Below are 12,436 nucleotides of genomic sequence, written 5' to 3' on the forward strand. Positions count from 1 at the left end.
TCGTCGCGCCTGGGAACTCCGAGCCCTGGCTCGGAGGTGTTAGTGAAAAGGGATCAGGTCTGGATTTTAGCGGCATAGGGCGGGCCGCGCCCGCCGGCCAGCCACTGTGATAAGCGGCGCGGCGGCCACGGGCCGCCCTATGTGCGTTAATCAACCGGATCGCAAAGGGCGCAAAGGGTTTGCGGGTTGTTCGTCGCGCCTGGGAACTCCGAGCGCTGGCTCGGAGGTGTTAGTGAAAAGGGATCAGGTCTGGATTTTAGCGGCATAGGGCGGGCCGCGCCCGTCGGCCAGCCACTGTGATAAGCGGCGCGGCGGCCACGGGCCGCCCTATGTGCGTTAATCAACCGGATCGCAAAGGACGCCAAGATGCGCAAAGGGCGCAAAGGGTTTGTGATTCTAGACCTGACCCCATTTTGCTCTGTACCACCAGGCCGCTGGCAGCGGCTGGGCGAGCGGCTATCACTGGACCACCATGGCCAAATGCTGCTCCTCATGCCCTTTGCCATCGCCGCCTCCCTCCAATCCGGTCCCATGGCCCTGGGCGCGCTGCTCTACGCCATCATGCACTTCATGTACGGCGGCAGCGGCACCTTTCAGCGCCCACCCCGGCTGGGCAAGGCCGAAACCGCCCTCGATATCCTGCTGGTAGGCGCTGGCATCCTCGGCATCGGCCTGATGCTGGCGGGGTTAATCCAGGGGTTGATGGGTTGGCTGGGCTAATCCGGGCCAGGGCAGGCAAGCAGGATGTCGCGTTCATCGGTTTTTTTGGGCGTGTGTCCTGTTCTTCTTCCTGCGCGTTCAATCTACTCAGCTGCGGTGTGTGTTTAACCCAGCGATTAAGATGGACTTGGCCTGATTACTGTTTAGTTACGGCCAGCACAACTTGCTGGTGTAAAGGTGCCTGCGCGGTTTAAAGATATGGTGAGGCAGGCAGTGTCAGCGGTTTGTGAACCTACAGCAGTTGCAGTAATCGTGTAGTCCGTCGCTGTGTTGGTAGGTACAGTTATGCTGTAATAGTTATCCGGTGATGTGGCACTGATACCTGCCTGTGCCAATGTCCCGTAAGTGGGATTACTGGCACGGTATTTTTCTTGCAGTTGTGCAGCTTGGCTCAGCGCTGCAAGGGCATCAGAGCGTTTGCCCCGCAAGACATAATCTTGATATGAGGGATAAGCTATGGCGGCCAAGATGCCAATAATGGCAACCACAATCATAAGTTCTATCAAGGTAAAACCGTTTGTTGTTTGGTGTTTCACACTAAGGCCTTTAGTTGCTTAATTTCCAGAAACATCCACCTGAGACCTGATTTTTAGGCTCAGGTAGGAGTTTTAGTTAGTGCCACAATCAGTGGTGCCTTCTTCGATCAAGAAGTTAATAGTCTGGTTGGCCGAAATATTGATATCTGCCAAGACCAGACTACCACCTGATGTGGATGTGCCTGACTTGTAGCCAGATGCTGTAATTGTCAGGTTCTTAGCTGCCGTATTACTATTTTGCGCCTTGGCACAAGCTGGATCAACAGAAACTGACATGCTCAAAGACTGATTTGCAGGCACTTCACAGGCGTAGTTTGCTGTAGAGTTTTTATCCCAAGTTGGAGTGCCCGAATAGCTGCATGATCCCTCGCTAATATTTAGGGCAACTGTATCCAAGTTGCTTAAGTTGTTGTCGTTGGCTATCTGAATTGTACCGCTGATCGTTTCGATCACCTTAGGTTGTACCACAAAATTACCAGCATCCATCTCATAGGGGGTGGAGGTAGGCAGAGTTAGAGGGCTGGATATAGGGTCTGTAGTATAACTGTAAGAGAAAGGGGTAAGGGTTGCCGAGGTAGCTGATGAGTTAAATGTGCAAACAAAGCCCTGTTTGCCATCAGCATAGGTGCTTAGTGGGCAGTTATAGGTGCCAATGCCATCATCAATCGTGACTGTAAAGGTAGCTGTTTCTGTCTCTGTGCCAACCAGATAGCCTTGAATGTTATAAGCTGGATTCTCAGAGGTTGGGAAATTAAGCGTACAACCTGTCAGCGTACTGCTACTAAGAGGTAATGAATCACATTCATAGCGCTGGCCATCATAATCACTATATATGATTACCGAGTCTGCTGTGGTTTTGAAGCTACAGGAATAGGATGCCAAAGAAACATCAATATTGCAGTCAAATGAGTTTAGCCCAACATTGGCCTTGATGCTTGGTTCGCCAATGGCATTAGTATAGCTGCCTGTGACAATATAATCAGTACCTACAGCACCACCGCAGTAGGTAATATCGGCAATCGGATCATAATAATTTACACCAGTTGAGATAGTCCTCATGATTTCCTTGGAAGCCAACTGTAAGCCAGCAATGGATGTAGCCTGACTCACGCATTCCTGGTGTAGTTGCTTGTTATTGGCCTGGCCATCGATAATCAAAAAATCATGACAGTTGTAGGGAATGTTGATGCCTTCGTTGAGGTTGTTTCGCCGGGCGAAGTAGTTCCTGGCGGTATCCCGTGTGTTGGGCTCTCCAAGCAGTTCTTCGGCAAAGCAGACATTGCGGTTCTGGGGGGCTATGCCAAGAAGGCCCAGTTTGCCGCGCCAACCACCTTCTCCAACATTGGCGTAGCTGTACTGTACGGCTGGGCATTTGGTGAAGTCTGTTTCAAGGCCTTCTATTGAGTCAGTACTGGTGTTGTTTTTACAGTTGCCACCGATATAGCATACATAAGGATGGCTTGAAGCATCAGCTGGGGGGTTAAATACGCAAAAGGCTCCTGTTTCTGTGGCATTAAAACTGAACAATTTGACATCAAGAATGCTTGTATTATTACCTGTTCCTACGCTGGCACGAGAATGGACAATGCCACGGATGGGAATGATGACACCACCATTGAAGCGAACCTGTGGTGTGCAGTACTCGGATGAGTTGACTTCAGAGAAACTGAATAGCTCAATGGCCTCGGCACCGGATTCACTGTCGTAATCTACCCGGCGTGCCCTGAAGCCCTCAAATTCACTGACGGCAGGGGTTAGATTGCTGCACAGGTCGGTCTTTGACGCAGACTGCTCCGACGTATTTACTATGTAGAGTTTGCCATCTATTTCGATAACCTGACCAGCAGTAACCTGTCCCTTCATGTCTTCGGGGATGGCTATAGTCTCAGTAATATCATCCATGGAGCCGCCGGTAAGGCTGGGGCCTGCACCGCCAGAGCCACCTCCACCACCCTTACCGAATGCACTTGCTAGCAAGGCATCTTTGGGGTCTTTAAAGGCAAGGATGCTCTCTACCTTGACATCGGTCTCTTGGCCATCGGCTTCAGACCAAGAACAGGTGGCAACAATCTGTTTACGCGCCGGATTGGTTAGATTTACTACAGCCCATTCTCGCTCAATGGTGGCATTTTTACCGGTTATGGATTCTGCGCTGGCTGAGTTGGTAATAGCTGCAAAGTCTGTTGATGAATACAGGCCGCGCAGTTCCTCTACCTTTTGCTCGCAGAGCATTTTGGCCTCGGCTCGTGCTTTATTGGTGCCGCTTTCGCGCATGAGCCCTGTCTGTAAATTGGCCAATGCCAGTAGGCCTAGGGCAACTACCACTACGGTGACCATGACCTCTATAAGGCCAACACCTTGCGTGTATTTCTTATTTATTGCTTGGTACATAGTAAAAATACCTCAAAGCGAAATAACTTATAATCGAAAACTAGCTGTCACCAGTCTCGCCAGGTGCCTGGAATTGTCGTACCACCACCTTTGGCAGATGGGTCAGCAAAGCCATGGCTGCCATAGGGCACATAGATCAGGTCAACCGTACCACCTACACCACCAGTAGATTGATCCTCTGCGATAACAGAGCCATAAATGGCAGGGGTACCTGTCATTTTCAGTTCACCAGTAACATAAACAATGCCGTAGATTTCTGCGCCACCGTTCAAGGTTAAGTCGCCATCGATAACCAGAACTACGGGATTGTCTAAACTTCCCACTGTTGTAGTGGCATTTACAGTGGCATCACCTTCTACCCAAACATACCCCTTTTCGCCGTCTAGACTGGCACCATCACTATAGACTTGATCTAATAGTTCAGCGACACCCTTGACGTCATCCTTGGTAGAGTTGAAAAACATGGCGAAAAACTCATCTGTCGTCTTGTTGGCTAGAGTAGGGTCACCATACACTACATCTATGCCAAATCCGGCATCGCCATTAGATACCTCTTGGGTGTTTTGTGATTCATCGGCATCGATTAGCTGGGCATTGGTGTAGTCGCCTACCAGGGTATTGGATGGTCGTAGGTAGGTTTCAAAGGCGTTTCCTACCTGGCTGGCGCTGCCGCCGGCCCAGATAGAGCTGTTATTGAAACGATTGATGATCATGGCGTTACCGAAAGCTCCCACTGAGCCACGGGTAATAAAGGGCTGCTTTGGGCTACCCCCTCCCAAGCCAAAGGAGCCATAACCTACACAGACAGATATGGTGCGTTGGGCAGTACAGTCATCACTCCAGCCTCTAGTAACCAGTTCAGCCTGAAGGCCATTGGTATCACTACAGGGCTCCCCCGCAGTTGTATTGAAATTAAACCAAAACATCCCTAGTGTGTCTGGCAATATGACTCTGCCCGCTGGGGTATTAGCTGCCGTAGGCATGGTACAATTGGTCTCAGTGGGTTGTTGGTTTGCTGCGGGTATTGTGAAGGTGTTTGCACCCACAAAATCGGCATCACCGTCGGCAATGCCGTCCCCATCCGTATCTACAACGCCCTTGAAATAGGCAAGACCATGGTCCAGTGCTGCCTGGGCGGCCTGAATAGCCTGGGTGGTGCGATAATGATTGGCACTGACTCGGGTGTCATTGAGCACAATTTTGGCCGTAAAGAAGGTGATGATGGTCAGGGTTATCATCAAGGCCAATGCAGTAAGCAGGCTGGCCATTCCTTGCTGGGCCTTTGGATAGGGGCTAGAGAATGAAATGGGATTCCTCATGGCGTGTGCCCTTTAAGGTACAAGGATGTGACGATCATTGGGCAAGGTTACACTTCCCTGGATAATCTTGCCGATGCCGGCGTCATTGGCCGATGCCCCTGCCATATTGATGGTAACAACCCGCCTGACCAATAAGTTATCTCCTGATGCTGGTGCCGTAGTCAGGCCTGAGCAATCAACAGTGGAATCAGAACCTAGGCTGTCATTGAAGTTGTCGCAGGTTGAGCCATTGAAGGTAAATTGCAAGTTTGTGATTTGGATATCCTCGCCGCCTTCTTGCAAAGTAATCCGCTCCCAATTGCCGTCGGTACAACTGGCGGTGGTTGTCGCACTTAACCTGATACTAACACTGCCGTCGTTATTTAGCCTGAATCCATAACGCTCATTTTCATCTATTACAGTGCCGTTAGTATCTTCATCATCATCAATGTCGGGGTGGCCATCTCTATTAGCATCATAGCTGTAGACGATACAGTTACCGCCGATAATCTGTATATTTTCAGCAGCGGTCATGAAAGGGTTTCCACTGAGATCCATGTCCGGTCCAGCCCCGCCCCAGTAACCTGCACGTCGTATGTCATTGGTCATTAGAGACATCAAGGAATCCATATCGTGATTTAATCGGGCCGAACGCACCACCGCAGAACTGCCTTGCAATGTAGATATGAATACTGCAATGGTTGCGCCCACAACAATGAGTCCCAAGGTAAGGGCTATCATGAGCTCTACCAAGGTAAAGCCCTTTGCTCCTCTTATATCGACAGGATGCCCTGCTTGAATGTTAGTTACATGTACCATAAATACCCTTTAGACTGGAATTTGAGTCATTACAGATTCTAATGCGGCCAACATCGCTGAAGGTCACTCGGGCTGCGTACTTGGATGTGGTAAAGGTTCCACCACCTGCCGCTAGGGTGCCACGTCTAAAATTAATTTCTGTATTACCACCTGTCAGCAGATTGGTGGTTTGAGAATCTGTACCTGATACCCGTTTGAGATCACAGAAATCCGCAGCCGTTGCATCTGTTTGGGTGCAGTCACAGGCGGCTGTGCCTATGCCGTAGCACCATGTGCCAGCGTTACCCGCTGTGCGGTTGATATGGATGTTGCTGCTGCGCTTGAATGCCTCTGTCCGAGCATATTGCATATCTGCCTTGAAGGTCTCTACCACGTCTTTCAGGCGGTTACGCTCAATCAATTCTGCAAAGCTGGGCACGGCAAGTGCAGCAATAATTCCAATCAAGGCCACCACCATCATGGCCTCAATCAGGGTCACGCCTCTGGTGTGCCTGATGTCCTGGTAAAGCAGGGGTAACGTACTGGCGACTTTCAATCTCAAGGCTGTTGCCCTCTGTAAAAATCTGTTGCTGCTCTCTTAGAGACAACTTTAGCCCTATCTGGGTCGGTTGGCCGCTATTTTTTGATGGGCGGTAATGCTTGGTGGATGGATGGATGCCGCAAGTTTCACAGTAACGGTCATGGAGCGCCCCGCTTAACTAACCCATATTTGTCACCCAAAAAAATAACCTCCTTGTAAAACAGCGCATTGCAAATCAACAGAGCAAGGCCTAGCCAGAAACACCTGCATCCGCGCAAGAGCCCCCCGAAGCGGCAAGCAGCCCGCCAGAATCATCCGTACAGCCCAATCTAAGCGGCATCAAGCTACGCTGTGAACGCCACTTGGCCCAGATCGCCCCACACCCCTGATGCCTTTTGATGCCACGGCACGCCTCAAGGCCGCTATCCCCTTCAGCATCGACGACTACCTGGAACTGGTGGAAAGCATAGGCCGTTGCCTCAGGCCAGGCAAGCGGGGAGCCAAAGACTTCGCCAATCCAGCCATAGCCGCTAGAATGGTCATAGATGCCCCTTGTGCAGGACCAACGAATGCCTAACCTCAATACACCAGCCCCCAATTTTGACGATGTCTGGCGCACGATCCAGGAGCTTGCCTTGTCGCAGAAGGAGAGTCAGAAAGAAGCGCATCGGCGAATGCAAGAAGCCGATCAGCGCATAAAGGAGACCGAGCGCCTGATGAAGGAGAGCCAGCAGGAAACCGCTCTTCAGCAGAAAGAAACTAACCGCCAGATCAAGGCACTGGCCAAGCAGCTAGGCGAGCACGGCAACCGCCTGGGCGAGTTTGTCCAAGAGATGGTGCGTCCTGCGGTGGTCAAGCTGTTTCAGGCGCGCAACCTGCCGGTGCATCAGGTGCTGTCGAATCTGGTGGCCTACGGTGATGATCGCCAGTCCCGCATGGAAATCGATCTGCTGGTGGTGGATACGGGCACCGTGATCGCGGTGGAGTGCAAATCCCGCCTCAGCTGCGAGGACGTGGATGAGCACCTGCTTCGACTGCAGGGCTTCAAGACCTGCTTCCCCCAATACCAACCCTACACCTTGCTGGGCGGGGTGGCCGCCATGGTGCTGGCAGAAGACGTGAGCCGCTATGCCTACCGCAAGGGGCTGTTCGTGCTGGCGCAATCCGGCAATGCCATGGAAATCCGCAACGAAGCCCAATTCATACCAAAGTCTTGGTAAGGCACAGAAGGAGTTAGACTACTGCCACCCAACGGACATGGAGCGGACAGCGCCATCCCGGAACATGAAACATCTCTTGGCCGCTTCGGAACTCGGGGTTCGGGACTCGGGACTCGGGACTCGGGACTCGGGACTCGAAAATTGCCACGGATGTTTCACAGTAAGCACCACTAAATACATTTCAATCTGGGAGCTCCGAGCGCTCGCTCGGAGGGGCAAAGGTTAGGCGTGGCCCTGCCCAGCAGCAACCCCGGATTCCGCCCTTCGTCAGGCCCTTCGTCAGGCCCTTCGGCAGGCTCAGGACGCCGCTCAGGACGCCGCTCAGGACATCGCTTCGCTGCATCCGGGCTACTTCTTCCTCATTCTTCTCTGCGTCCTTTGCGCTTCTTTGCGTCCTCTGCGTCCCATCGATTAGAAGATGTTTCATGTTCCGGGGTGGCCGCCTCGCCCCATGATCGTTGGTGGAAAGCACAGGGCGTTATCTCAGACCGGGCAAGCGGGGAGTCAAAGACTTCGCCAATCCGGCTGTAGCCGCTAGAATGGTCATAGATACCCCTTGTCCAGGACCAAAGAATGCCCAGTTTCAACACCCCAGCCCCCACTTTTGACGATGTCTGGCGCACGATCCAGGAGCTTGCCTTGGCGCAGAAGGAGAGCCAGAAAGAAGCCGACCGGCGTATGAGTAAAACCGACAAGCAAATCAAAGCACTGGCCAAGCAGCTAGGCGAGCACGGCAACCGCCTGGGCGAGTTTGTTCAGGAGATGGTGCGTCCTGCGGTGGTCAAGCTGTTTCAGGCGCGCAACCTGCCGGTGCATCAGGTGCTGTCGAATCTGGTGGCCTACGGTGATGATCGCCAGTCCCGCATGGAAGTCGATCTGCTGGTGGTGGATACGGGCACCGTGATCGCGGTGGAGTGCAAATCCCGCCTCAGCTGCGAGGACGTGGATGAGCACCTGCTTCGACTGCAGGGCTTCAAGACCTGCTTCCCCCAATATAAGCCCTACACCCTGCTGGGCGGGGTGGCCGCCATGGTGCTGGCAGAGGACGTGAGCCGCTATGCCTACCGCAAAGGGCTGTTCGTGCTGGCGCAATCCGGCGATGCCATGGAAATCCGCAACGAAGCCCAATTCATACCAACGTCTTGGTAAGGCACAGAAGGAGTTAGACTGCTGCCGCCCAACGGACATGGAGCGGACAGCGCCATCCCGGAACATGAAACATCTCTTGGCCGCTTCGGAACTCGGGGTTCGGGACTCGGGACTCGGGACTCGGGACTCGGGACTCGGGACTCGGGACTCGGGACTCGAAAATTGCCACGGATGTTTCACAGTAAGCACCACTAAATACATGTCAATCTGGGAGCTCCGAGCCCCGAAAATTCCGATCTGATGCTTGGAGGGGCAAAGGTTAGGCGTGGCCCTGCCCAGCAGCAACCCCGGATTCCGCCCTTCGACAGGCCCTTCGGCAGGCCCTTCGGCAGGCTCAGGACGCCGCTCAGGACGCCGCTCAGGACATCGCTTCGCTGCATCCGGGCTACTTCTTCCTCATTCTTCTCTGCGTCCTTTGCGCTTCTTTGCGTCCTCTGCGTCCCATCGATTAGAAGATGTTTCATGTTCCGGGGTGGCCGCCTCGCCCCATGATCGTTGGTGGAAAGCACAGGGCGTTATCTCAGACCGGGCAAGCGGGGAGCCAAAGACTTCGCCAATCCGGCCATAGCCGCTACAATGGTCATAGATACCCCTTGTGCAGGACCAACGAATGCCTAACCTCAATACACCAGCCCCCAATTTTGACGATGTCTGGCGCACGATCCAGGAGCTTGCCTTGGCGCAGAAGGAAACCGAGCGCCTGATGAAGGAGAGCCAGCAGGAAACCGCTCTTCAGCAGAAAGAAACTAACCGCCAGATCAAGGCACTGGCCAAGCAGCTAGGCGAGCACGGCAACCGCCTGGGCGAGTTTGTTCAGGAGATGGTGCGTCCTGCCGTGGTCAAGCTGTTCCAGGGGCGCAACCTGCCGGTGCATCAGGTGCTGTCGAATCTGGTGGCCTACGGTGATGATCGCCAGTCCCGCATGGAAATCGATCTGCTGGTGGTGGATACGGGCACCGTGATCGCGGTGGAGTGCAAATCCCGCCTCAGCTGCGAGGACGTGGATGAGCACCTGCTTCGACTGCAGGGCTTCAAGGCCTGCTTCCCCCAATACCAACCCTACACCTTGCTGGGCGGGGTGGCCGCCATGGTGCTGGCAGAAGACGTGAGCCGCTATGCCTACCGCAAGGGGCTGTTCGTGCTGGCGCAATCCGGCAATGCCATGGAAATCCGCAACGAAGCCCAATTCATACCGATGTCTTGGTAAGGCGCAGAAGGAGTTAGACTGCTGCCACCCAAGCACCACTAAATACATGTCAATCTGGGAGCTCCGAGCCCCGAAAATTCCGATCTGATGCTCGGAGGGGCAAAGGTTAGGCGTGGCCCTGCCCAGCAGCAACCCCGGACTCCGCCCTTCGTCAGGCCCTTCGTCAGGCCCTTCGGCAGGCTCAGGACGCCGCTCAGGACGCCGCTCAGGACATCGCTTCGCTGCATCCGGGCTACTTCTTCCTCATTCTTCTCTGCGTCCTTTGCGCTTCTTTGCGTCCTCTGCGTCCCATCGATTAGAAGATGTTTCATGTTCCGGGGTGGCCGCCTCGCCCCATGATCGTTGGTGGAAAGCACAGGGCGTTATCTCAGACCGGGCAAGCGGGGAGTCAAAGACTTCGCCAATCCGGCCATAGCCGCTACAATGGTCATAGATGCCCCTTGTGCAGGACCAACGAATGCCTAACCTCAATACACCAGCCCCCAATTTTGACGATGTCTGGCGCACAATCCAGGAACTTGCCTTGGCGCAGAAGGAGAGCCAGAAAGAAGCCGACCGGCGTATGAGAGAAGCCGACCGGCGCATGAAAGAAGCCGATTTGCGCATGAGTAAAACAGACAAGCAAATCAAAGCACTGGCCAAGCAGCTAGGCGAGCACGGCAACCGCCTGGGCGAGTTTGTCCAAGAGATGGTGCGTCCCGCCGTGGTCAAGCTGTTCCAGGGGCGCAACCTGCCGGTGCATCAGGTGCTGTCGAATCTGGTGGCCTACGGTGATGATCGCCAGTCCCGCATGGAAATCGATCTGCTGGTGGTGGATACGGGCACCGTGATCGCGGTGGAGTGCAAATCCCGCCTCAGCTGCGAGGACGTGGATGAGCACCTGCTTCGACTGCAGGGCTTCAAGACCTGCTTCCCCCAATACCAACCCTACACCCTGCTGGGCGGGGTGGCCGCCATGGTGCTGGCAGAAGACGTGAGCCGCTATGCCTACCGCAAAGGGCTGTTCGTGCTGGCGCAATCTGGCGATGCCATGGAAATCCGCAACGAAACCCAATTCATACCAAAGTCTTGGTAAGGCACAGAAGGAGTTAGACTGCTGCCGCCCAAGCAGCACTAAATCATTCCCCCCAGGGGGAGGCAATGGTGTGAAGTTAAGACACTTACTGGCTGCTTAAGCCGTTCGCTGACAATTATGATGTGGGCTAAATCATGGGATTAACACAGGTTACGGTAGCCTTGGGTAACTTGATGGGCACAGGCGATTGCTATGAAGAGGAATTTCTGGTCGATACGGGTGGTATCGATTGTTTGGCACCTGCCTCGGCCTTGGTGCGCGCCGGAATAGTGACCGAGGGGCGTGATGTGTATGAGCTGGCCAATGGCGAGGTCGTGGAATACCCCTATGGATTTGCCCGCGTTACGTTTATGGGTGCCGAAACGGTCAGCAAGGTGATATTTGGGCCGGATGAGTGCGAGCCTTTACTGGGTGTAGTTGCGCTTGAGAGCACCGGTATTGGCGTCGATCCGGTCTCCCGTACGCTGAAACGGATGGCCGCTAAGCCGCTGAAATAATTTGTGAAACAACTAAAGAGAAGAAAAGGGCCGAGCCGCGCACCCGAAAAAGCCCTGAGCTATCCACCGCATCAACCTAAAATCATCCACCGAATCGGCATAGACGTCATGTGCGTGGGGTGCAGGCAGCGAGCAATCCCTCCCCAAGAGTCAAGAGCCACCGCCGAAGGTGGAGCCGCTGGAGACCTGGCTGCAAACCGAGAAGGCTGAAAGTTCTGTAACTGTTTGAATTTATTGGCGCGCCCTAGAGGATTCGAACCTCTGACCTCAGCCTTCGGAGGGCTGCGCTCTATCCAACTGAGCTAAGGGCGCTGGGGGAGGGGCGAAGAGCATAGCGAGATTTGCTCGTTTCGTCCATGTCCGTTTTGCCCCTTTTTGCCGAAGAGGGCAGCTGGGGCTATAATCCGCTGCCACCTTTGGCTGGGCTGCCCTGTACTTGGCCGGTCCGCCCCCTTTGACTTGCCCCTTTTAGGAGTATGAAGATGTTTGCACAATCCGTTGCTGGCCTGGCCTTGGGCGCTGCCCTGGCGCTGAGTTTTTCCTCCCTGCATGCCGAGGACCGTTCCGAGGTGTTGCAGCGGATCAAGCCCGTGGGCCAGGTGGCCATTACCGGCCAGCCCGAGCCCGCCCCGGCAAAACAGGCCGAGCAGCCGACTGCGGCGGCTGCGGCCAAGGCAGAGCCGGTACAGGCGGCCCCGGCCGAGGACAAGCAGGCGGCAGCGGCCAGCGAGGGGGCGAAGACGGCCAGCAGTGGTGAGTCCATCTACAACACCAAGTGCATGGCCTGTCACATGACCGGGGCGGCCGGCGCGCCCAAGCTGGAGGACAAGGCCAATTGGGAGCCGCGTATCGCCAAGGGGATGGATGCCCTGTATCAGTCGGCCTTCAATGGCACCGCTAAGGGTATGCCGCCGCGTGGCACCTGCATGGAGTGCAGCGATGATGAACTCAAGGCGACGGTGGATTACATGGTGCAGCAGGCCAGCAACTAGCTGTCCGGCTGC

The 12,436-nt window shown here is 54.5% G+C and carries 13 protein-coding genes and 1 tRNA gene; 8 read left to right on the plus strand and 6 right to left on the minus strand.

The annotated features are described in order from the left end of the window. Positions 1–480 precede the first annotated feature (480 nt). Complete coding sequence (locus tag D5125_11815) at positions 481–720, plus strand: hypothetical protein (GenBank protein ID QFY90116.2); 240 nt, start codon at positions 481–483, stop codon at positions 718–720. Between the two features lie 143 nt (positions 721–863). On the opposite strand, the gene D5125_11820 is transcribed toward D5125_11815, so the two are convergent. The 5 genes from D5125_11820 to D5125_11840 all read right to left on the minus strand — a co-directional run bounded on the left by D5125_11820 (position 864) and on the right by D5125_11840 (position 6,242). Continuing rightward, positions 864–1,214: a type IV pilin protein gene (locus tag D5125_11820; protein ID QFY90117.1), complete on the minus strand. Its 351-nt coding sequence runs from the start codon at positions 1,212–1,214 to the stop codon at positions 864–866. Positions 1,215–1,328: 114 nt separating this feature from the next. Continuing rightward, the gene (locus D5125_17100; GenBank protein QPB72248.1) at positions 1,329–3,647 is read right to left on the minus strand and encodes a hypothetical protein; all 2,319 of its coding nucleotides are present in this window, start codon (positions 3,645–3,647) and stop codon (positions 1,329–1,331) included. Positions 3,648–3,694: 47 nt separating this feature from the next. Next, entirely contained in the window at positions 3,695–4,966 is a 1,272-nt protein-coding gene (locus D5125_11830) for a hypothetical protein (protein ID QFY90119.1), read from the minus strand. A gap of 12 nt (positions 4,967–4,978) precedes the next feature. After that, positions 4,979–5,686, minus strand: coding sequence for a hypothetical protein (locus tag D5125_11835; GenBank protein QFY90120.2), 708 nt, complete (start codon positions 5,684–5,686; stop codon positions 4,979–4,981). 61 nt (positions 5,687–5,747) lie between these two features. Beyond that, a complete protein-coding gene (locus D5125_11840; protein ID QFY90121.2) occupies positions 5,748–6,242 on the minus strand; it encodes a GspH/FimT family pseudopilin in 495 nt (164 codons plus the stop codon). A gap of 430 nt (positions 6,243–6,672) precedes the next feature. On the opposite strand from D5125_11840, the gene D5125_17105 reads away from it, so the two are divergent. From D5125_17105 to D5125_11875, 6 genes are all read left to right on the plus strand, one after another. After that, positions 6,673–6,861, plus strand: a complete 189-nt coding sequence (locus tag D5125_17105) for a hypothetical protein (GenBank protein ID QPB72249.1) — start codon at positions 6,673–6,675, stop codon at positions 6,859–6,861. Continuing rightward, positions 6,854–7,504: a DUF3782 domain-containing protein gene (locus D5125_11850; protein ID QFY90122.1), complete on the plus strand. Its 651-nt coding sequence runs from the start codon at positions 6,854–6,856 to the stop codon at positions 7,502–7,504. The genes D5125_17105 and D5125_11850 overlap by 8 nt, the downstream gene beginning before the upstream one ends. Positions 7,505–8,077: 573 nt before the next feature. Next, positions 8,078–8,653, plus strand: a complete 576-nt coding sequence (locus tag D5125_11860) for a DUF3782 domain-containing protein (GenBank protein QFY90124.1) — start codon at positions 8,078–8,080, stop codon at positions 8,651–8,653. A gap of 610 nt (positions 8,654–9,263) precedes the next feature. Next, positions 9,264–9,860, plus strand: a complete 597-nt coding sequence (locus D5125_11865) for a DUF3782 domain-containing protein (GenBank protein QFY90125.1) — start codon at positions 9,264–9,266, stop codon at positions 9,858–9,860. 457 nt (positions 9,861–10,317) lie between these two features. Continuing rightward, positions 10,318–10,935 (plus strand): DUF3782 domain-containing protein, encoded by a 618-nt coding sequence (locus tag D5125_11870; protein QFY90126.1) that lies wholly within the window; start codon positions 10,318–10,320, stop codon positions 10,933–10,935. A 134-nt stretch (positions 10,936–11,069) separates the two neighbouring features. Continuing rightward, positions 11,070–11,432 carry a clan AA aspartic protease gene (locus D5125_11875; GenBank protein QFY90127.2) on the plus strand — a complete coding sequence of 121 codons (363 nt, stop codon included), beginning with the start codon at positions 11,070–11,072 and terminating at the stop codon, positions 11,430–11,432. 235 nt (positions 11,433–11,667) lie between these two features. Here D5125_11875 and D5125_11880 read toward each other — a convergent pair. Next, positions 11,668–11,744, minus strand: a tRNA-Arg gene (locus D5125_11880). Positions 11,745–11,914: 170 nt separating this feature from the next. Between D5125_11880 and D5125_11885 the strand changes: the two genes are divergently transcribed. Next, positions 11,915–12,424, plus strand: a complete 510-nt coding sequence (locus D5125_11885; protein QFY91145.1) for a cytochrome c5 family protein — start codon at positions 11,915–11,917, stop codon at positions 12,422–12,424. The last annotated feature ends 12 nt before the right edge of the window (positions 12,425–12,436 follow it).

This window comes from gamma proteobacterium SS-5, assembly GCA_009497875.2.
In the GTDB taxonomy this organism is placed as follows: Bacteria; Pseudomonadota; Gammaproteobacteria; order Chromatiales; family Chromatiaceae; genus Magnetovirga; species Magnetovirga frankeli.

What these genes read in the sequence shown, in the direction of transcription:
- D5125_11815 (QFY90116.2), top strand. Translation starts at nt 481, where the DNA reads ATGCTGCTCCTCATGCCCTTTGCCATCGCCGCCTCCCTCCAATCCGGT.
- D5125_11820 (QFY90117.1), bottom strand. Translation starts at nt 1,214, where the DNA reads ATGATTGTGGTTGCCATTATTGGCATCTTGGCCGCCATAGCTTATCCC.
- D5125_17100 (QPB72248.1), bottom strand. Translation starts at nt 3,647, where the DNA reads ATGTACCAAGCAATAAATAAGAAATACACGCAAGGTGTTGGCCTTATA.
- D5125_11830 (QFY90119.1), bottom strand. Translation starts at nt 4,966, where the DNA reads ATGAGGAATCCCATTTCATTCTCTAGCCCCTATCCAAAGGCCCAGCAA.
- D5125_11835 (QFY90120.2), bottom strand. Translation starts at nt 5,686, where the DNA reads ATGATAGCCCTTACCTTGGGACTCATTGTTGTGGGCGCAACCATTGCA.
- D5125_17105 (QPB72249.1), top strand. Translation starts at nt 6,673, where the DNA reads ATGCCTTTTGATGCCACGGCACGCCTCAAGGCCGCTATCCCCTTCAGC.
- D5125_11850 (QFY90122.1), top strand. Translation starts at nt 6,854, where the DNA reads ATGCCTAACCTCAATACACCAGCCCCCAATTTTGACGATGTCTGGCGC.
- D5125_11860 (QFY90124.1), top strand. Translation starts at nt 8,078, where the DNA reads ATGCCCAGTTTCAACACCCCAGCCCCCACTTTTGACGATGTCTGGCGC.
- D5125_11865 (QFY90125.1), top strand. Translation starts at nt 9,264, where the DNA reads ATGCCTAACCTCAATACACCAGCCCCCAATTTTGACGATGTCTGGCGC.
- D5125_11870 (QFY90126.1), top strand. Translation starts at nt 10,318, where the DNA reads ATGCCTAACCTCAATACACCAGCCCCCAATTTTGACGATGTCTGGCGC.
- D5125_11875 (QFY90127.2), top strand. Translation starts at nt 11,070, where the DNA reads ATGGGATTAACACAGGTTACGGTAGCCTTGGGTAACTTGATGGGCACA.
- D5125_11885 (QFY91145.1), top strand. Translation starts at nt 11,915, where the DNA reads ATGTTTGCACAATCCGTTGCTGGCCTGGCCTTGGGCGCTGCCCTGGCG.